The 20,969-nt window shown below is 32.9% G+C and carries 17 protein-coding genes and 3 pseudogenes; 7 read left to right on the top strand and 13 right to left on the bottom strand.

The genetic code is table 11. From position 1 onward, the window contains the following. Positions 1 to 3 precede the first annotated feature (3 nt). Positions 4 to 870 carry a 4-(cytidine 5'-diphospho)-2-C-methyl-D-erythritol kinase gene (locus BBB02_RS05285; RefSeq protein WP_127464197.1) on the bottom strand — a complete coding sequence of 289 codons (867 nt, stop codon included), beginning with the start codon at positions 868 to 870 and terminating at the stop codon, positions 4 to 6. Between the two features lie 74 nt (positions 871 to 944). On the opposite strand from BBB02_RS05285, the gene BBB02_RS05280 reads away from it, so the two are divergent. Then, entirely contained in the window at positions 945 to 4,214 is a 3,270-nt protein-coding gene (locus BBB02_RS05280; RefSeq protein ID WP_127464196.1) for a UvrD-helicase domain-containing protein, read from the top strand. Positions 4,215 to 4,273: 59 nt separating this feature from the next. Here the strand turns inward: BBB02_RS05280 and BBB02_RS05275 are convergent, their stop codons facing one another. The 7 genes and pseudogenes from BBB02_RS05275 to dnaG all read right to left on the bottom strand — a co-directional run bounded on the left by BBB02_RS05275 (position 4,274) and on the right by dnaG (position 11,911). Continuing rightward, on the bottom strand, positions 4,274 to 4,675 hold the full coding sequence (locus tag BBB02_RS05275) for a cytochrome c-type biogenesis protein (RefSeq protein WP_015588473.1): 402 nt from the start codon (positions 4,673 to 4,675) through the stop codon (positions 4,274 to 4,276). Further along, positions 4,659 to 5,672, bottom strand: a complete 1,014-nt coding sequence (locus tag BBB02_RS05270; RefSeq protein WP_127464195.1) for a hypothetical protein — start codon at positions 5,670 to 5,672, stop codon at positions 4,659 to 4,661. Before BBB02_RS05270 ends, BBB02_RS05275 begins: the two co-directional genes overlap by 17 nt. A gap of 7 nt (positions 5,673 to 5,679) precedes the next feature. Beyond that, entirely contained in the window at positions 5,680 to 6,027 is a 348-nt protein-coding gene (locus BBB02_RS05265) for a ferredoxin family 2Fe-2S iron-sulfur cluster binding protein (RefSeq protein ID WP_127464194.1), read from the bottom strand. Between the two features lie 237 nt (positions 6,028 to 6,264). Then, positions 6,265 to 7,908 carry a TomO hydrophobic C-terminal domain-containing protein gene (locus BBB02_RS06525; RefSeq protein ID WP_245970090.1) on the bottom strand — a complete coding sequence of 548 codons (1,644 nt, stop codon included), beginning with the start codon at positions 7,906 to 7,908 and terminating at the stop codon, positions 6,265 to 6,267. A gap of 99 nt (positions 7,909 to 8,007) precedes the next feature. Further along, positions 8,008 to 8,529 (bottom strand): J domain-containing protein, encoded by a 522-nt coding sequence (locus BBB02_RS06800; RefSeq protein WP_218937008.1) that lies wholly within the window; start codon positions 8,527 to 8,529, stop codon positions 8,008 to 8,010. 258 nt (positions 8,530 to 8,787) lie between these two features. Continuing rightward, positions 8,788 to 10,046: pseudogene (locus BBB02_RS05250) on the bottom strand (Na+/H+ antiporter NhaC family protein). A 113-nt stretch (positions 10,047 to 10,159) separates the two neighbouring features. Next, complete coding sequence (gene dnaG, locus BBB02_RS05245) at positions 10,160 to 11,911, bottom strand: DNA primase (protein ID WP_127464193.1); 1,752 nt, start codon at positions 11,909 to 11,911, stop codon at positions 10,160 to 10,162. A gap of 145 nt (positions 11,912 to 12,056) precedes the next feature. Between dnaG and ubiG the strand changes: the two genes are divergently transcribed. The 3 genes from ubiG (at position 12,057) to tsaB (ending at position 15,066) form a co-directional block, all read left to right on the top strand. Beyond that, complete coding sequence (gene ubiG, locus BBB02_RS05240; protein WP_127464192.1) at positions 12,057 to 13,223, top strand: bifunctional 2-polyprenyl-6-hydroxyphenol methylase/3-demethylubiquinol 3-O-methyltransferase UbiG; 1,167 nt, start codon at positions 12,057 to 12,059, stop codon at positions 13,221 to 13,223. Positions 13,224 to 13,330: 107 nt separating this feature from the next. After that, a complete protein-coding gene (locus BBB02_RS05235) occupies positions 13,331 to 14,461 on the top strand; it encodes a cation:dicarboxylate symporter family transporter (protein ID WP_127464191.1) in 1,131 nt (376 codons plus the stop codon). After that, positions 14,458 to 15,066 (top strand): tRNA (adenosine(37)-N6)-threonylcarbamoyltransferase complex dimerization subunit type 1 TsaB, encoded by a 609-nt coding sequence (tsaB, locus tag BBB02_RS05230; RefSeq protein WP_127464190.1) that lies wholly within the window; start codon positions 14,458 to 14,460, stop codon positions 15,064 to 15,066. The genes BBB02_RS05235 and tsaB overlap by 4 nt, the downstream gene beginning before the upstream one ends. Here the strand turns inward: tsaB and BBB02_RS05225 are convergent. Beyond that, positions 15,036 to 15,620 (bottom strand): DEAD/DEAH box helicase family protein, encoded by a 585-nt coding sequence (locus BBB02_RS05225; protein WP_179948508.1) that lies wholly within the window; start codon positions 15,618 to 15,620, stop codon positions 15,036 to 15,038. The two genes, tsaB and BBB02_RS05225, sit on opposite strands and share 31 nt — an antisense overlap. A gap of 235 nt (positions 15,621 to 15,855) precedes the next feature. Here BBB02_RS05225 and BBB02_RS05220 point away from each other — a divergent pair, with 235 nt between their 5' ends. Beyond that, entirely contained in the window at positions 15,856 to 16,566 is a 711-nt protein-coding gene (locus BBB02_RS05220; protein WP_127464189.1) for a class II aldolase/adducin family protein, read from the top strand. A 176-nt stretch (positions 16,567 to 16,742) separates the two neighbouring features. On the opposite strand, the gene BBB02_RS05215 is transcribed toward BBB02_RS05220, so the two are convergent. Continuing rightward, positions 16,743 to 17,390: a heme exporter protein CcmB gene (locus BBB02_RS05215; RefSeq protein WP_127464188.1), complete on the bottom strand. Its 648-nt coding sequence runs from the start codon at positions 17,388 to 17,390 to the stop codon at positions 16,743 to 16,745. Positions 17,391 to 17,498: 108 nt separating this feature from the next. On the opposite strand from BBB02_RS05215, the gene BBB02_RS05210 reads away from it, so the two are divergent. Continuing rightward, on the top strand, positions 17,499 to 17,876 hold the full coding sequence (locus BBB02_RS05210) for a TraR/DksA family transcriptional regulator (RefSeq protein ID WP_007302671.1): 378 nt from the start codon (positions 17,499 to 17,501) through the stop codon (positions 17,874 to 17,876). 106 nt (positions 17,877 to 17,982) lie between these two features. Next, a pseudogene (locus BBB02_RS05205) lies at positions 17,983 to 19,136 on the top strand (IS256 family transposase). A gap of 18 nt (positions 19,137 to 19,154) precedes the next feature. On the opposite strand, the pseudogene BBB02_RS06230 reads toward BBB02_RS05205, so the two are convergent. From BBB02_RS06230 to BBB02_RS06510, 3 genes and pseudogenes are all read right to left on the bottom strand, one after another. Continuing rightward, positions 19,155 to 19,501: pseudogene (locus BBB02_RS06230) on the bottom strand (hypothetical protein); the annotation flags it as partial. Between the two features lie 104 nt (positions 19,502 to 19,605). Then, positions 19,606 to 20,094, bottom strand: a complete 489-nt coding sequence (locus BBB02_RS06515; RefSeq protein ID WP_245970089.1) for an ankyrin repeat domain-containing protein — start codon at positions 20,092 to 20,094, stop codon at positions 19,606 to 19,608. A 20-nt stretch (positions 20,095 to 20,114) separates the two neighbouring features. After that, a complete protein-coding gene (locus BBB02_RS06510) occupies positions 20,115 to 20,831 on the bottom strand; it encodes a DnaJ domain-containing protein (protein WP_410543500.1) in 717 nt (238 codons plus the stop codon). Positions 20,832 to 20,969: the final 138 nt, after the last annotated feature.

Below are 20,969 nucleotides of genomic sequence, written 5' to 3'. Positions count from 1 at the left end.
AAATCAAGCTATTAATTCCGTGTCGCACACCCACCATTCTGGATATTCCTTTTTGATATTTGCCGCTGCAGCTTTTGCACTTTCTTCACTATCAAACATTCCAAAACACGCTACACCACTACCTGACATACGAGAAAGTATAGAGCCTTCTTGTGACTCTAGTGTTGATATTACATTCTGAATTTCAGGTACAAGACTTATTGCTGCTTCTTGCAGGTCATTTTTTGTCTCTTTAAGAAGCTCTAACAAATTCTCCTCAGTGTTATCACTCCACTTAATTGGCTTAGAGAAATCCTCTTTATACTTGGAAAATACTTCTGATGTATTCAAAAACTTTTTTTTCGGTTTCACAAGTACCAGACTTATGGGTAAAGAGCATTGTTTAATGGGGCATAATTCCTCACCAACACCTCTAACAAAAACTGGCTTACTATCTACACTTGCAGGCACATCAGCACCAACGCTTAAAGCTATATCACTTAAAATTTGCCTATCAATGTCCCAAAGCTCTCCCAGCATGCGTATCACAGCTCCAGCATCTGAGGAACCACTACCAAATCCCGCAGCAATTGGTACATTTTTTACAACCTTCACAGTGACTTTAGTGCGTACAGGAGCATGCCTAAGCAGTAGACTCAATGCTTTCGTTATAGTATTATATCGATAATCTATTTTAAACTCAGAGTTTACAAATTGAACTGTAGAGTTATCATATCTAAAGTTTTTTTCTCCTACTTTTATCTCTAAAAAATTAGAAAATTTAGCAAAGATAACCAAACTTTCAATTAAATGATACCCTCTTTCTTCTCTATTTATAATATGTAAAAAAAGATTGATCTTTGCAGGAGCCTTTACACAAAAACTTTCCATCTGTATATCTTCACTAACACTATCTTATTTACTATACTTGAAATGCCACTTCAGTCAAACTTTATACATTCCTAATGAGATCAAATGCCATAAATCCTAACTTCTCTATATGGGTAAGTGCATCAGCTGGTACAGGTAAAACAAAGATCTTAATAGACAGAGTATTAAGACTTCTGTTAGAGAATAAGAGAAATATTCTCTGCTTAACATTTACCAATGCTGCAGCAAATGAAATGGAGAATCGCATTTACAGTACACTTAGTAAGTGGGCAATATGTTCAGAGGGTATATTGGTCGCAGATTTAGAACAATTAGCCCAGTGTGTGACCAGAGAAAATAAAGATTATTTAACAAGAGCAAGAAGGCTTTTTTCTGAACTGGAAAATCTTGGTCTTAATATTCAAACTATACACGCCTTTTGTTACAAATTAATCTCCAGCTTTCCTACAGAAGCTGGTATCGCTCCAAATTGTACGTTGAGCGAATGTAAAGAATTGCATTCCATCGTATTTGAAAAAACGCTTCATAACGAAACTTTGCAGGACGATATCAATATCGTTGCAGCTGAAATTGATGAAAATAAGCTGCGTGATTTGCTCTATACCTTATGTATAAAGAGATCAGCTCTAGAAAATAATTTAGGATATATAAAAGATAAACTAAGCGTCCCAGACAAGATTGACAATTTACAGAATGAAACGATTGAGCAGATAAAAAGATTAGCTAAAATATTAAGTAAGGGAAGCAAAAGAGATAAGAGTTACAGTGCGATACTTTATGATTGGTGTAATAGCACAAAATCGTCCGTACCAAATGTTGTCATGCCAGTACTTGACACTGGGATCCAGAAAAAAAGAAATATGGATCCCAGTGTCAAGCACTGGGATGACAACAAGATAGAGAACTTAGCTAAAGTATTTCTCAAATCAGAATCGTACGAAAAAAAGAGCATATCATCCATTATAACAAAGGGTGTTTTGGAAAATTTTGAAGACGTAGAGCAAATGATAGAAAGCATTCAAAATGCATTGTTTACCCATGTAAAGGACATAAATTCTTATCAAATATTCGCAAGAACCAGTAGTTTACTTAGTATATTTAAAGTATATATTGATCTATATAATAATGAAAAATCAAAGAATGCACTGCTTGATTATGATGATATCATCAATTTAGCAACAAATCTCCTTAGCAATCCAGACAATAAAGATTGGATATTGTTTAATCTAGACCAAAAAATAGACCATATTCTTGTTGACGAGGCACAAGACAATAGTATTAGTCAATGGAAAATTATAACAAGTCTCTGCGATGAATTTTTTACCGGCAGTGATGAAAAGAGAACTTTATTTGTTGTTGGCGATGTAAAACAATCAATTTACAGATTTCAAGGAGCAAATCCCCATCTATTTAATTACATGCAGCAATATTTTCACACGAAAACCGGTGGCAGAGATTGGGTATCATGTCAACTTGAAAAGTCATTTCGCTCAACTCCAGAAGTTTTGATGCTTGTAGACAGAATATTTAACAATTTTCGTGAAGAAATATCTTTCAATGATAACAAGATAAAACATATTCCATATAGAGAAAACGATCAAGGATACATTGAAATTTGGCCGTTACTGCCAGGATATGAAGAGGAAGAGCAGCAAGCCTTGCAAATTCATTTAACACAGAGGAAAGATTATGTAGTAAAGGATCGATTACTTGCTCAGGCAATAGCCCAAAGAATTCACAATTGGTTAAACGAAGGGCGGATTTTAGTCGCCAAAGATCGCCATATAGAACCAAGGGACATTATGATTTTGGTACGGCAACGAAATGCGCTAGTTGACTACATAATAAGTGAACTAAAAAAAGTAAATGTACCAGTTATAGGCCGAGATTATTTTAGAATTATGGATTACATAGCTGTGCAGGACTTAATAGCTTTGGCTGAATTTTTGCTCCTTCAGGCAAATGATCTTGCTCTTGCAAATGTTTTAAAATCACCGCTATTTAACTTTACTGAGGACGGTTTATTCAATATTGCATATAATCGTAAAGAGCAGTCGTTGTGGGAAAAAATTCATGATTATCATGAGGTTATTTATAGCGAATTAAACTATCTGATTAACTTATCTCAGACAAAATCCCCTCTTACATTATTCACGCATATATTACGCACAGGTAAAAAGAAATTTGCTGCAAGGCTAGGTCTTGAGTGCTTCGAGATTCTAGACGAATTTATGAACCTCGTATTGCAATTTGAGCACCCATCTCTTCAAGCATTTGTTCAGTGGATCAAAGAAAATAATCCTGAGATTAAAAACGATATGCAATCAGAACTCAATGCTGTACGAATAATGACAATTCATAAATCAAAAGGTCTACAAGCTCCAATAGTGTTTTTAGTTGACACAAATACAGTACCAAGAAACAGCGAAAATATTTTGTTTGATGCAACAGAAGCACCATTTTGGTGTGGCAAAAATAGTAATGCTTATTGTAATCAAGTAAAAAGAGAGAAAAAACTAGAGGATTATAACGAATATTTGCGTTTGCTGTACGTGGCACTTACGCGTGCTGAAGATGAGTTATACATTTTAGGCAAAGAGCCAGTGCAAAAGGGCTCTTGGTATGATCTAGTTATTCAATATGGAGCATTATATGAGAGGAAAAAACTATACTTACAGCCGATATTTAAAGAAAAAGTTGAAGTACTATGCATGAATGCAAACTACCCTTCTATTTATAAAAAACGTGATTATTTTGATGTTTCAGTGATTTCACCTCCATCAAACCTATCAATGTCATTGCAGCACGTGACGCTGGAACCTGGAGAAAAAAAGCCAGTGTCAAGCACTGGGATGACAGATGAGAATGCTGGAATTACAAAAAGGAGCATTGGGACGACAGACAGCTATGCAAGAGGCTTAATAATTCACAGTATATTGCAATATATGCCCAAGATAGAGAAAGACAGGAGAAAAAATTGGGTTAGGAAATATCTTGATAGCATAAACACTAGTGAAGATAAGGATGAAATTTACAGCAAAATATTAACCTTTAATGTAAAATATGATTACCTGTTCGACTTGGAGGGCAAATCAGAAATTCCACTTAGTGGAACAATTGACGGAAAACCAGTATTAGTGCGGCTAGACAGACTGTGTATAACAGAAGACAAAGCAATCATAATTGACTATAAATCACACCATAACGTTTCTATTTCCTCATCAAATGAAATAAAAAAGCAAATGTTGATCTATAAAACCTTAGTGCAAGAAGTCTACCCAGATAAGCAGGTAGAGTGCGTGGTTATTTGGATGGAAGATTTAACCTTACAATCTTTGATCTAAACTCAAATGTTCGTATAGTAGCTACTTGCATTTGTTGTAAACTCACTTTTACTCTATAGTTATCTTTTTACTACTTTATCTATTTTCTGAACTGATTTTCGTATTAGAAAACATCCAATAAGAAGAATTATAAAAGGAATAAACCATAAAATGTAGGTACTAGATTTTACAGGTGGTACAATGATAATTGAATCTCCATAAGAATTCTTTAACTCTGAAACTATTTGCTCGTTAGTATATCCATCACTGATCTTCTTGCGAATTGTCTTACGCATAACATATGCAACTTGAGACTCAGATTCGGATAATAATTCACCAGAGCATACTGGACACTTTATTACTGCAAATAAGCTACTTGCTCGCTCTTCCATGCTTTCGTCTCTTAGTTTATCATCCAAAGTAAAAGCATTTATGCTTAAATGGAATATCAATGTAAAAAGTAAGCTAATTACTATTCTCATTCTTGGTGAATTGAGTGATAAAATCAGCAGTGGATAATTTTCCAATAAAGCCTGAACCTACATTATTGTCGTACTTTATTGAAAATTGAATGTCGTTATCAGTGATTTTTTCTGATAAGGAAGATATTGATTTTTCCAATTTATCTGCAGTCTTTGAATCATTAGTCACAAACGAAATTAATTCTTTATAATTTGATATGGCTACATTGACTTTATCTTCAAATGAAGATGTAACTAAATTGTAATTACTTACTCCACCATTCGCAGCAATAGAAAAGTTATTACTCTCAATCAAAAATTTTTCTATGTTGAAATTAATCTTAGAAGCTGAAATATGGTTTACAAATTCATAATCTAATTTAGCGTCGACACTAAGGTAATTTTCAGGACTTGCAGTATGTTTATAACGGTAAGTATAAAAATCAAATTCTAGTTTAGTATTTTCATTCAGTTCTTTATCAAAGTGAAATTGAATGTAATTACTTTTATCATTCACTTCAGTTATAACACTTTGCTGATTTTCTAAAACATCACATTTTAATCCATAATCTTCGTAACGAAATGTATCTATATATTCTATTACAGTGCTATTTCTGTTGAATTTTAATGAAGATAGTAAATCATTTAGTTTAACAACAAAGTGGCTACTCACGTGTGTGTGACACTTTATATTCTTTTTCTCATCACTACGGACAGCAATATTTACTTTATTGCTCGGTATATAGATATATACTGACTTATCAAATAATCTGTTTTTTATCACTAAAGCTTCAGATGAAACAGTTAATTGCTCATTAGAAAATTTTGGATTCGTTACACGAAAAACTAGGTTAAAAGGAAATCCGTTAAAATCATGTGAAATATCAACTTTTTCGTCATTAATGTAATCAGTTAAAAGACTTTTTACCTTAAATGCAGAAAAATACCAAAAACCACTATACGCTAGAGGAATAAACAAAGGTAAGGAGATGAGAATATAGATAAAAATTTTACGCATTATCCTCTTATTTATCTAATGATATATTTCTTGTACCTCTGGGCACGGTTACGCACAAACCGTCAATATCTTTTGTGATTTTTATTTGGCATCCAAGCCTCGATGTCTCTGCTAAACCGAAAGCTAGATCCAGCATGTCATTCTCCTCATCAGATATAGGATTATGTGTTTCTACAACATCATAAAATTTTGGATCAATAATCACATGGCATGTAGAACAAGCAAGAGAGCCTTCACATGCACCTTCAAGCAGATCTGGATCACTTCTATGGGCTAAATTAAGAAGAGTTTCTCCCTCTGCAGCTTCATAACTTTTCTTACTTCCATCAGGTAAAATAAAAGTAACGGATGGCATACTATTAAAATCTCTATTAATTTCTCTATATTCTACAAATAATAACTAATATTTGCAAACTCTTTGTAATTCCATTGCCTATCTCTTGTCATCTATATTCCTATCAAGAAAGTAAGATAGATACCACCAGCATCTCACAGAGTTGCAAATATAGAATTTTCTTAGTTTTAGATTTTACTAAATATATTACTGAATTAAAATTATTAAACTTGATCTGCCATTTCTTCTGATCTTAAGTTATAATTTTACTAATGCCATTTGATTAATTGCAACTTCAGCATTGCTATCTTTCAATAAATTTGCAGGACTATTACAATGGTATATGATTGCAGCAACAACAAGACAACAAACTCCAATTCCTATCCCTAACGCTAACATTCCTGAGTAAACTGCAATAGCTACTCCTAAAGCAACTCCTACTACTGCTAACGTAGAAGCAACTATGATAGAAGTATTACGACACTTAATACGAAGCTCATTTAGTTTATCTAATGCAGTAGTACCATCTTTATATTTTAGCTCTCTTAGTACATCTTTATTTTCACATTCGTTAAGCAACTTCCAAGCATAACTTAACCTTGACGCTTGACCATAAAACCCCTTCTCAACATATTCAACCAAGAGATCAAACGGAGTTTCACCTTGGTCATTTTTAACATAAAATCTCGCACCTGCACTCACAAGTGATTCAACTTTGCAAAGCATTGACTTATCGGAGTGCAACTTTCTTAAAGCATGATGTAGAGCTGTATCCCCACTTTCATCTTGATAGTCAATTTTATTTTTATGTAAAAAGCAATCAAAAATCTTTTCATGAAAATCCCATTCAACAATTTTATTTAAAGTATAACTTGAAATCCGTATGTTACTTTCTAGCAGAAGATCTAGAGCTCCTTTATGATTACAATCAACAACAATATTTACTAATGTACCTAACTTACTAGTACCATTTAGATCTTCCAGTTTATCTTTATGTTCGCTAAGTAACCTTACAACTAAATCTAGCCGTTGCAGTGGACTACGTGAGTCACGACAAATAAAGTCATAATTTCCATCAGCATTTCTCTCAGAACTATGCCTATCATAAAAATGCATTCTGACATAGTCAACCAAGAGATCAAATGGAGTTTCACCTTCACGATTTTTAACATCAAGCCTTGCACCTTTACTAAGAAGGAATTTGGCAAAATTTGTCCATTCATAATCTTTATAATGAATACTTTTTAATATACAATGTAAGGCTGTGTTACCGTCTTCATCACCTAAATATGCAATATGTATGTTATTTTTGGCCAAGAGATTAAAAATTCCTTTGTGATGCTTACTAGCAGCAAGTTTGACCAGTTTATTCAATGCAGAAGTACCTTCTAGCTTCTTCAGCTCATTGGGTTCATAACAACTAAGAAACTCCTCAACATAATTTAATCTTTCTATTGCTTTTTCCTTAGAAGAAAATTGTTTAGCATAATTAACCAAGAGATCAAATGGAGTTTTATCTTCGTGATTTTTAGTATTAAGCTTTGCGCCTTTAATAAGAAGTGACTCGACAAAACCTTGGTATTTCTTCGATTCATCCCAAACAAACCATTTTAATGTATGATGTAAAGCTGTATTTCCTTCTTTATCTTTATAGTTGACATCTAGTTGATCTAAGTACTTATTAAAAAAATAATCCAAAAACTTTTCAGATTGGTATTTATAAGCATAGTTTAAGATGTCATTTGGTGATATTTCTATCCTTCCTTCAAAGAGCTTGAAAATTTCCACACGATCGTACGCAATAGCAATTTGCACTAGATATACAATGTCATTAGTGTCAATGGTAACTTCTTTTATTATAGAGCTACAATCTTCAAGGTTGCCTGACTCGATCTTTTCCAACAATCCCAGAATAGTGAGTATATATTCAGGTTTGAGTTCTACTTTTTTAACCTCTTCGAATCCTTCAGTCTCTTTAGCTTCGCCTGTCTCATTTGTTTGTTAAATCCCCTTGGGTAGCTTTCCTGCTTGCTCTCTGCTTAACTCGGAATATTTCCGACAATATATAATATATATTTTGTTGAAAATTTCCACTTGATTCATTTTTTCCTCGGTTTTAAGTGCCCTTTTGTTTAACTTATGTATTCCTTTTTCTATTTCATCTGCTTCTTCAAAAAACTTTCTCATTTCTTTTTCCCATGACGACTCCCTCTTATAAGCTTGTTGACTAACATCCTCTCCCTTATCGTACTGAGCTTTGTTTGTTTGATCAGATAAAATTTCGTATGCTACTGATATTTGCTTGAATTTTCCCAATTTCTCTTTAAGCTCAGCCATTTGACCTTCTTCCGACTGTGATAGTAGCTCTCCGTCCTTCTTTTTTTTCTTTAACCTATCTAACTCTTGCGCTTCCTCATGCAATTTATCTGGATGAATCTTAAGTGCCAATTTGTGATATGCTTTTTTTATCTCATCGTGAGTAGCATCTCTTTTTACTCCTAATATTTCATAATAATCAGGCATTTGTTTCTCCACTATTTTTATACATTTTTGATTATACCACTAATACCACATCTTTATGAAAGCAGGTACTGACATATAAACATTTTAGCAAATATTGTAATAATTGTCAATTTATTAACAAATTGAGTGAAAATTTGTAGAAAAATGAGTTGTGAAAATGAAAGTTTAGCAACAACAGATTAATTTATATATGAATATGGCTCACCTTTACAGCATAATCAGTTAGCATAATTTCCACAAAGCTACAGAAAGAGTTGTTTATGGTAATTGAGGAGCTACAACCGCATGACGTCTGCCATTAATAACTATTTCACTTATTGCAACTGCTGCAAAAACAAAACAATAATATACTTTTGTTAGTACAGCAATAGGTGAAAGAGAGGCAATGCTGCTTGCTAGCAATATTTGAGAACCATAAGGTAAGATACTTTTTGTGATCGCAGTAAATATCTCTAATAAATACGCACTACGGTGTGGTGAAATGTTATATCTCTATTACTAGTTAATAAAATAGCAACAATATTGCTGGAAACCAAAATAGTAAACATAGATGATATTCCTGCAATCATAAGTTCAGCTTGACTTCTTGTAAGATTCACTTCATCGGTGAATTTATCTATCTTTTTCTGACTGTATTCGTACATTAAGTGGCTTAATCCACTACTGAAAAGAATAAATATCATTACTTCATTCATCTTATTAAAACCCCTACATATATCATGAGAATAATCAATAATAGAATAATCAAAAAAAGCTATTCCTAATATTCCAGCAACAACCATATTAACAGCTAATGTTACCAGTGTGTTTATTTCAAATAAACCCATAATTATTAAAGATATATAAGGGATAATTTTGACTATGGATAAATAATTCAGACTTGAAAAAGAAACAACTTCTGTGCTATTTGAAATCATTACTAGATAAGTAAGTATTATAAAACCTGTAACAGATCCTGTCTTTAGGGTTAGTTTTAGTTTATCCTTTACTGAAGCTCCTTGTGAAGAAGTAGCAGCAATAGTAGTGTCAGATATCATTGAAAGGTTGCTGCCAAACATAGACCCACCTATCACAGCTCCAACGCCCACCGCACAATCAAAAGCTCCATTTTGTGCTAGATTCACAGCTATTGGTGTTATAAGTGCAATAACTCCGATTGATGTGCCTATTGCACTTGCAATAAACGCAGAAATTAAAAACATTCCAGGAAGTAATAATTGTGCTGGAAGAAAGCAAATAGCTAAGCTAGCAATAACATTTATACTACCAAGCGATTGAGTAACAGTAGAAAATGCCCCAGCAAGGAGAAAAATCAAACACACGGTAAGAGTAGTTTTATTCCCCATACCTTTTATAAGAGTATCAACGCTATGCTGAATTTTGTTTTTATTGAATAGAATAGCAAAAAATAATGCTGGTAATAAGCAAACTAACGGTGAAATTTGATGAAGAGGATTGTCAAGTCCTATAAAGGAAAAATAAGTACCACTACCAAGATATAAGGCTAAAAAAATAATGAGAGGAAGAAATGCAAATACTTGTCGTAATTAAATAAATTATACTAGAATAAGCTATTTTAAGCAATCACTAATACAGTGTTTTTCTAATAATTTTGAACATCTTAAGCCATCTACTTTTGAATAAACTCCATTTGCATTTCTTGTATGCTACTTTCTATTTGTTTTATTTGTTCTATCAATTTTTCCTCTAAATCTAAATTACCGCTCAACCTTGCTTTGATTTTTTCATCTTGTAATACATTTAATTCTTTTAGCAAGACTATGTTATTCCATACAATCTCTGCAGATTTTCTCTCGTTTAATTGGCTGCTCAGTACATTAGTTTTTTCAAGTATAAACTTTATAACATTAAGTTGTTGTAATTCTTGTAATAAAACTTTTTTACTGAGTTCGCTTCGACTATTTGTTACATCAATTATACGCTGTTGTAATCTTTTCATTTCTGTATTAGTAAATTCAAAATGAGAAAATTGCTCAAAAAATATAGGATGGTTTAAAAGCTCAGGAAACTCTATTACTATACGCAGGGTTATAGCTTGATTTTGCTCTGTTTCAATTAATTCTGGAGATTTGTTATAGAGATACTCCTCTTTTGTTTCTCTGAGTCTACTTTTAAAAATTTGCTTTTTAAATCTACTTCTCAGTTCGTTAGCTTTATTGTAAAAATAATCTCTATAATACCTTCTAATACTGCCGTTACTGATAGCGTTTACATATTCCATGAATTTGTGCTCAAGAATTGAATATTTTTCCGGAGCAAATTTGTCATAATTTTGCAAATTGCTATCGATTATGTGATTCCATAAATATTCAGAGTGCAGTTCTGTTGAGTGGTTAAAAGCAGAGAGTACGTCTTCTGTCTTATATTCTAGCTTATTGCATATATCGTATGGATCCTTATTGTTTGGCAAAGTCACGAATTTCAATGTGTATCCAGGCTCCAGTATCGGCAGAACAAGTTCTGCAATTCGAATAGCAGCATGACATCCTGCACTATCGCCATCCATACAGATGGAAATTTCTTTAGCAAATTTCCAAAGATTTTTTATCTGCTCTGCAGAAATTGCGGTACCAAGCGGAGCAACTGTATTGCTAATTCCAGCTTGATGTAGTGCTATAGCGTCCATATATCCTTCAACAACAAATATGTGTTGTTTTTTGCGTATTTCGCTCAAAGCAAAGTTTATTCCATATAAATTTTCTCTTTTCTTAAAGAGCTGACTCTCTGGGCTATTTAAATATTTTGGTTGTTGATCAGGACTCAGCGCACGTCCACCAAAGCCAATAACTTTTCCTGCAATGTTCTGTATAGGAAACATGAGTCGATCATAGAAATAATCACGAAAATTTTTATTTATCAACCCAACATTAACCAAAACTTTGTCTTCAATACCGGAAGAGTTCAAGTATTCTCTCAAACCAGAGCTTGGTGCATAACCTATTCTAAATTTATCTATGATTTTGGGTGATATCTTACGCTGCTTTAAATAATCTACAACGCTCTGATTTTTTTGTGTAAACCAATTTGCAGCTAAATTCAGCGTTGAAAACAACTTGTTGCTCTCTTTGGTAATATTAAGGGTTTCAGGTAACTTAACACCTGCAACCGATGCCAGCCTTTCCAGCGCTTCCTTAAAACTTAAGCCCTCAGTTTGTGAAATAAATTCAAACGCATCACCATGAGCTGAACAACCGAAACAGTAATATAAGCCCTTAATATTGCTGACCGAAAAAGATGGAGTTTTTTCGCTATGAAATGGGCAGAGTCCAACAAAACTATCTCCTCTTTTTATTAACCTAACTTTTTTACCTACTATGTCGGACAACAATAATTTTGACTTTATAGTATCTATATGATCCATTTTACCGAATTAGTAGTGATAGGATAAAAATTATATAGAATTTATGCATACCTGACTCGAAATTTATTCAGAAAGATCAGGAGAGCTTGACAGAAAGCTCAAAATAAATTACCCATATAAATATCCTTAAGTTGCAATTTTTCGCATGTCAGATATAATATCAATTGCTTCAGACCATGCAGGTTATGAATTAAAATCAGAAATAAAGCCTTATCTAGAAACTTTAGGTTATACAGTGATAGACCGTGGCTGCACTGCTGAGCAAAAGAGTGTAGACTACCCTGACTATGCTGCTGAAGTTGTAGAAGATATAACAAACAAAAAAGCAAATTATGGAATATTAATTTGCGGTACAGGTTTGGGCATGAGTACTGTGGCAAATCGTTTTGAAGGAATCTACGCTGCTTTATGTAATAGTGTTGAGATCGCAAAATTAGCTCGCGAGCATGGCAACGCGAATATACTTTGTCTTGGTGCAGGGTTTACTGCGAGTGGATTAGCAAAAGACATAGTCAAACAATTCCTCGAAACAGAATTTTCAAAAGAAAGTAGACATAAAGAACGCCTTGATAAACTTAGCAATATTAGCAAGAAAAAAACCACAAAAACTTATAACGAAGATGAAATATCAAAATTCGCTAAAATAGCAGGTGAATGGTGGGATGAGAATGGCAAATTCAAGCCATTGCACATGATGAATCCTGTGAGAGTATCATACATCGTTGACAAAATAAAAGAATTAAAAAAATGCGATTTAAAAGAACTATCATTGCTCGATGTTGGTTGTGGTGGTGGCATTTTGTCAGAGTCAATGGCGCGTGTTGGTATTAGCGTTGCGGGAATAGATGTATGTGAAGAAAACATAAAAGTGGCACAGTCGCATGCGAAGAAAGTAGGGTTAAATATAGAATACACACACACTAGCATTGAAGAGCTAAGCAATGACAAGAAGTATGACGTGGTTTTGTTGATGGAAGTGGTTGAACATGTCGATAATTTAGGGTTTTTCATGAAAAAAGCAATAGAGCTGTTGAAGCCAGAAGGGCTAATTTTTATATCGACAATAAATAGAACTATTAAATCCTTCTGTCTTGCAATAGTCGGCGCAGAGTACATATTAAACTGGCTGCCAAAAGGCACACATAATTGGAATAAATTTCTCAAGCCATCAGAAATTGCAAATCATCTAAGAGAGAACAATGTAACACTGCAAAACATGGCTGGTATGGAATATAATGTAATAAAGCGTGAATGGAACTTGACCAAAGGTGTGGATGTTAATTATATACTTTGTGGAAACATTGTAATTTGAAATCTCATTCAAGTACTAGAAGGTAATGTAAATATTTTAAGCAGTTTTACTTTACTTAGCAGCTAATTTATCATATGTATTTCCATAGGATATCGCTATATTAGAATATGTTACAACTACTAACCTTACTTGCTGTTATCACTTCAGTTATATTTTTTGGTCATCTAGTTCCAATGGAAGTGAAAGCCTTCTTGTATTCAATAAGCCTTAGTATAAAAGAGATCTTACTATTTATAATGCCTTTTATTGTTTTTGCATTAATCTTTAGCAGTGTTAACAATCTTAAGCAGTCAGCTATAAAGTTTATATTGTTACTTATTATAATGATCTTCTTATCGAATCTAGCTTCAAGTTTAATAGCTTATTCTGCTTGGCATTTTATCATACAAAACACTTATTCAATACGAGATATAACGTATGAAGAAACAATTGTTCCTTTATGGTCATTTAGGCTGCCGCTACTCCTTTCTAATTTTTATGCCCTTGCTTGTGGATTTGTGTCCAGCATAGTGTTGTCCACACTTTTACCCAAGAAAAGCAAAGAGCTTTCAAACAAAATGTTAGATCTAACTTTCTTTATTTTGAAGACGTTTTTGGCGCCAATCATTCCAATTTTTGTACTTGGGCTTGCTTTAAAAATGCAACACGATCAGGTTTTATCTATAATATTTAAGGACTACTCAATAATTTTCATTATTATAGCATTTGCAACCTATCTTTACGTTTTTCTCTTATATGGAGCAGCAAATTCATTCAAGATCACAAGCTGGATAGCTAGTATAGGCAATATGATACCGGCATTTATTACCGCAATGAGCACAATGTCTAGTAATGCAACTATGCCGCTTACTCTTGAAGGAAGCAAAAAAAATGTAAAGCAACCTGATATAGCATCGTCTGTTGTGCCAATAACTGCTAGCTTTCATTTAGTAGGTGATTGCTTTTTTATTATAATACTATCAATGATAATGACTTTTGGTGGTGCATTGTCTGCAACAGACTATGTGACTTTCCTTCTCTACTTTCTGTTATTTAAATTTGCTATTGTTGCAGTTCCAGCGGGAGGGATTATGGTAATGTTGCCTATTCTTGAGAAGTATCTTAAATTCTCTCCAGAGATGCTTTCATTAATTACAGCATTGTATATAGTGTTTGACCCAATAATAACTTCAGCAAATGTTATGGGTAACGGTGCGTTCACTATGATGTTTACAAAGCTCTATGATAAGCTTAAGTGACGTCCATTCTAGCAATTAATACTGTAGGTGCTGGTAGTTCAATAGCAGTAATTGATTACGATGGTAATTGTTTTGTAGAACGCAATTCTGCAAACAATAGTCATGCAGAATCATTTTTTCAAATACTGAATACTTTGTTTGATAAGCATAATTATAGCTACGGTAAAATAGACCATTTAGCAGTGATAGTTGGACCAGGAAGTTTTACTGGAATCAGAGTTGGTATATCAACTGCACAAGGTATAAATCTTGCTACAAATAAGCCGTTATATGGGGTTAGTGCCCTGGAAGCTCAAGCATATGCAATATCGCTACTTTGTACAAATAGCAAAAAAAATATTAAAGCTATAATCGAAGATGATCAAAAGTTTTATACGCAGTTATTTGATTTCAATTTGTTACCGCTATCAAATCCTGCTGTAGTAAGTGAACTCCAGCCTGAAACGCACTGCATTACATATATGGATTGCAGTTTACCAAAGTTGGATGCTAGCCATGCAGGGCTATTAGTCCGTTATAGACTAAAAAATAAACAAAAATTAAATGGAGTTGAGGCTCTATATTTAAATGAGCCTCAGTATATGAAATCGTTGCCTATTGCGTAAACACTATTAATTTGGCCAAGTTTGTACATCTGACTTACTATTTCTTCTGCTACTTCTTTTATACTCATATTTGAATTTTCTACCTCTATAGCATTTTGTGGTACAAATAAATCTTCCTCCCTAAATTTAATACTATTTATATTAGTAACCTTCCTATTTTTTCTTTGCTTTTTTGATATAGTACGCTCTTGTAATATCAATGGATTGCACCTAAGTACTATAGGGAGGATTTTTGTGCTCATTTTTTTACTAAGTTCTACTACTGAGTTATATATTCTTATGTTGTAATCATTATTTTTAATTAATTCATCAACAAATATATAATTTTTTGAGTCAATAGGATAGGCTTCTATTGCCTGAAACATAACATGTGTAGTGTTATATATTCTATCTCGAGCTTCTTTGGAAGTTTGATTATATTCAAGTCCACTTACAATTACTGCATTTATCATACTAGATAATACTATTGCTGTAGAAAGTTTACCACTTCCTGGAAGACCATTGATATATATGAAAAATTTCGTTAGCTGTTTTTTTATGTCAATGTTTACCATATTATTTTTAATATTAAAACCTACAATTATAATAACATAAAAACAAGGCTTTAAAACATATGAAATATTACATAAAAAGCCGCTTTTATAGTTAAAATACTATGTAATCTAGAAATGTAAACTCTAATCACCTAAGGCAAGTAAAAGTGCTTAGTATTTTAACGTAGGTTCACCTTTTAGTTTGTAATAAACTTTTTTTTACGTATAAATCTTTAGAAAATTTTACTCAAGAGCTATGTTATTAACAAATAGTGAGTTGAAAAGAGACCTAGTTAACGCCTATCAAATTTTATCTTATCTTAAATTAGATGATCATACGTATACTCATCTCTCTGTACGTTCTGAAGATAAAAAGTCATTTTATGTTTATCCGTTTGGTATACGTTTTTATGAAGTAGATGAAAGTTCATTGATGAAAGTATCGTTTGATGGGAATATAATTGAAGGCAAAGAATATCAATATAATAAAACTGGCTATGTAATCCATGGCTTCATTTATCAAGCAAGGAAAAATATTCAAGCAATTTTTCATCTACATACACCTTCTATTGTAGCAGTTTCTTCTCTCAAGGATGGATTACTCCCAATAAGTCAGTGGGCGCTGCACTTTTATAATAAGGTATCTTACCATGATTATAATTCCCTGGCACTTGATGATACAGAAGGAAAAAGATTAATAGCTGATTTGAAAGAAAATTTTGTGATGTTAATGCGCAATCATGGATCTATAACATGTGGTCAGACTATACAAGAAGCAATGTTTTATACGTATCACTTAGAACAAGCTTGTAAAACTCAATGCCTGACGCTAGCAATGAATAGGGAGTTGTCAATTCCAAGTGAAGAAATTTGCTCAAAAGCCGTAAAGGATCTTCTGTCTTTCGAAAGCAATCTTGGTGAGAGAGATTGGCACGCATGGGTTAGGTTGATTAAAGGTAAGTTATAAAAGTTTCTGACTCTTCGATAGATATTAGATTTCTTGCATAACCAGCCAGTCTGAAATCCAATAATGGTTTCATACGCTGTAACTCTTCAATTCATGCAAGAAGTCTAATGTCTCCATCTCTACTTAAGTTAACAACCTTAACTAAGCAGATACAAGTAAATAACTAGTAAGTTTTTTCAATCCTGCTCCACAGCAAATTTTAATGCTATGTGAGTAGTTATAGTGCTGTTAACAATTAAAATGACAAAAATTAAGATGGTGATTAGTAGTGTATAAATATTCAAGGATAAATTTTCAAATTGAGTTAGCAATTTGAAATATACAAAAGTTGGCATTATCATTGGCAAAACAAGAATTTGCGACACTACTGATGCTAAGTTATTTCGACCAATCATCAATGCATTTCCAGTAGCTGAAATATTAATGATTATCAGCGTATTAAATAATAAAGACACTCCAACTGCTATTGAATGTTCAATATTATTGCCTAGAATTGCAAAGCTGAACATGAAAGAAATCACTGAAATCGGTAGCCCAAATAACAACCAGTGAGCGAAGATTTTATAAACAACTATCAGCCTAGAAGAGAGTGGCTGTACAAAGATTTGCTCTAATATTCCATCATGATAATCAGATGTAAATAAATTATTTGTAGAGATCTGCAAAACAAATGTAGCACATATCCATGTTAATGTTAATATGACTTCTTGTTTACTGTTGTTTTCAAGTGTATATGAAGATAAACTTAACATTATAATAAAAATACATACTATATAAGTAAGATTATTATCATTTATTATTAATTTTTTTACCGAACTAATCATACCAGGATTTTAAATGTTTATTATAAATTATAGTGTTTACTTTGAGGGTAGTATAATTTTTTTTGTTTATAAGTTATATAAGTTTTAATATATTTTATTGATAATGCTATGGAAAAATTAATAAAAATAAAGTTACCGGAAGATTACGTTCCTTCAGAAAATGAAGAATATATGAACGTAAAACAACTGGAATACTTTAGCTTAAAGTTACAATCAATACTCTCTGAACTGGAGAAACAAGATCTAGAAGATAGTAGTATTTATTCTGATAGTGAAAATGGAGAATTAATTAAGCGCCGAAAAGATAGAAAAGAAAAAATTAAGGAGGCGTTGGAAAAAATAAAATTAGGCATTTATGGTTACTGCGATGGAACGGGAGAAGAAATAGGAGTCGAAAGACTTAAAGCTAATCCGCTTGCTATGTATTGTATTGAAGAACAAGAGAGAATAGAAAAAGAAAAGAACGTGTATAACATTAATGATTAGAACTTGTCGGGAATGTTAAATAAACTGTGTCAAACCAAGAAATGATGTATTTTAGTTAATATAAAAACGGAGGTTTTACACATGAGTGAAAAAATAGCAAATAACTATAGTAAATTATCAAGAGTTAGAGTCAAATATCCTGTCAACTATACGAGAAGGTAGGCCACTTACCGGAAGAGATGGAGCGCTAACACCATTGATAAAGAAGCTGCTAGAGGCAAGTTTAGAAGGTGAAATGGAGAGCCATCTATCAAATAATAGGAACGAAGAAAACAATCGCAGAAACGGCAAAAACTCAAAGACTTTACGAACAAGTATTCGAGCTGCTAACACCAAGAGATAGAGAAGGAAGTTTTGGGCCACAAATAGTCAAAAAAAGACAAACAAGCCTGCATTCTGAACTTGAAACAAAGATCTTGAGCATGTTTGCCAGCGGTATGGGATATAGAGACATAATGTCACACGTCGAAGAAATTTATGACAATAAGGTATCGGTTGCTGAAATATCCAGTATTACTGATAAATTATTGCCAGTGATTAACGAATGGCGCAGTCATCCTTTACAGTCCAATAGTTTTTATGGTTCTTTAAAGTAAAAGAAGACGGACGATGTGTAAGCAAGTGCATGTATAATATATTGGGCATAGATCAGAATGGCAGAAAAGAGGTATTAGGCTTCTATTTGGCTGAAAGCGAAGTTCTGGTTAGGTGTGCTAAACGACCTCAAGGAAAGAAGTGTAGAAGATATTCTAATAGCCTGTGTTAAAAAGTTTTCTTACAGCTATAAACAGCGTCTTTCCTAATACAGAAGTACAACTATGTATAGTGTATCAGATACGCAATTCATTGAAGTATGTGGCTAGCAAAGATATAAAGAGCTTTTTAAGTGATTTGAAGAGGGTATATCAAGCAAGGAAATTGCTGAGAATTATCTACTAGAACTGGATGAAAAATGGGGTACAAAGTACTCTATGGTTATAAAATCGTGGCAGAGTAACTGGGAAAATTTGTCTAGTTATTTCAAGTATTCTGATCCAATGAGGAGAGTAATTTACACCACTAATCCAATTGAGGGGTTGCATAGACAAATTAGGCAAGACCAAGGTCTCATTTACCAGTATAAATGCTTTGTACAAGCTGGTATATTGTGCTATAAAAAAGGTGGAAGAAAAGTGGACGATGCCTGTACATGATTGGGCATTAACTATGTCCCAGCTCGACATTTTCTTTCCTGATAGATTGAAAATTGAGTTGAATTAAAATGTAGTTTGACACAGTTTATTTAACACTCCCAACTTTTCCGGGAATTGATAAACTCAAGCATATTTCTCTCCTTAACATAACTCTACTCATAGCCAGATATATGAAATTTTCAGTGAGTAAATCTTATTCTTTCGATAGTCTTCTATTCCTAAAGCAAAAGTCCTTTCTACAACCCACCTTCTTGGCTGTACTTTAAACCCCTCATTGGTAGTAGCTAAGGCGGTGTGTCTTTGTTGACTTAGAACCTACATGAAGGCCTTTTGACAATCTCAATATCCATACCATATTCTTCCTTTATATGATTTTTAAATTTTCTCCTTGGTATCCCATCACATTTTTTTAACTATAGTATATTTTTTTCTTACTTTCCTGTATGATACTCTGGAATAGCTTTCTATTCTTGTCCATTCCCTTTGACTTAGGTCTGCTGGGTGCTTTTTTCTCGTCTTTACCCAGTACTAAAACTTTAGATATTATAGCCTCTTTTAATAATCTCTGGACAAGCTCTAGCTTCGGTAAACTCAGGAGAAGATTCTTTTGCAAAAAATGCAGCATGTACAGCATTTTTAATAAAAAAACATGCAGCAAGTGCAAATATTGCTGTCGGTACATAGCGCACAGGAGAAGCTATACTAAAAAAAGTAGCAGAAGCGACTATTAAGCAACAACAAGTCAGTATCGTTTGATCACGTAGATAACGTCTATCAACTCCACCGTACTCAGCCATCAACCTTTTAACTTTATCATTGTTACCGTATGGCAGAGTAAGCGTTTTAATCAAATTCATTACACCATTATTAGTGAAATATGGAGCACACTCTATAACTCTGGAGCCATTAACCTTCTGATTAGGATCAGCACCATACTTTAGAAGCAACTCTACATATTTTTCGCGTTTATCGTTGTCACAATTGATTGCTTGATATAATGGAACTCGACCATTTTTATCTAACATATTAGGATTAGCACCATATTTCAAAAGTGTATTTCCATAGTATGATCATCATCAAACAAAAACGCTTTAAACAACGGATTTTTACCATTTTTATCTAACATATTAGGATCAGCACCATATTGTAACAATAACTCTACAATTCTGCTGTCATCGATAACCCTACAATAGTATAACGAAGCTTCATTATGTAATAGCTTTATATTAGGATCAGCACCATTTTCTAAAAGAAGTTTCAAAATACTATAATTTCTTGAATCTTTAGCTTGCATTAAAGCAATAGATAATGGAAAGTAAATATAAATAAGTTTTTCATTGATGTAATCACCAAATCTTCCATCTTTACTGCTTTTGAATTTGGAAAAAAGCTTTTCAAGAAACTTTATATCCTGATTATATAGAGCCCTACTTAAGTAAAACCTCAAATCTTCAGGCGAATCAATTCCATTTAAATTTCCGTCAGTTAGATTTGTCACCCCTTCTATATTTTCCTTAGTGAGAAATTCATATGCAGTAACTAGCTTTTTAAATTTCTCCTCATTTTGTTTCTTCACAACCTCACTTTCACCTGAATGTTTATCAGGATGATATTTCAAAGCTAATTTTCTATACGCTGATTTAATTTCTTGTTCACTGGGCGCATCGCTTAATTCAAAACCTAATATTTTTAAAGCTTCCTTTCTACTTACAATAAATTCCCCACTGAAATATGTTAAATTAAACGTAACCCAAAATTTCAAAAAGTAAAGCTTTTATGTCAAATTGTGTCTATTTCATAACTGTACAAATATTCAAGAAATTTACTAAATAGAAAAAAGGCAAAAGGAACCCTGTTAGCTACTATCTATTAAAAGATACCATTTTTTGAATTTAATTTA

Source organism: Wolbachia endosymbiont of Bemisia tabaci, from assembly GCF_003999585.1.
GTDB lineage: Bacteria > Pseudomonadota > Alphaproteobacteria > Rickettsiales > Anaplasmataceae > Wolbachia.
This window is presented reverse-complemented; position numbering and strand designations above follow the sequence as displayed.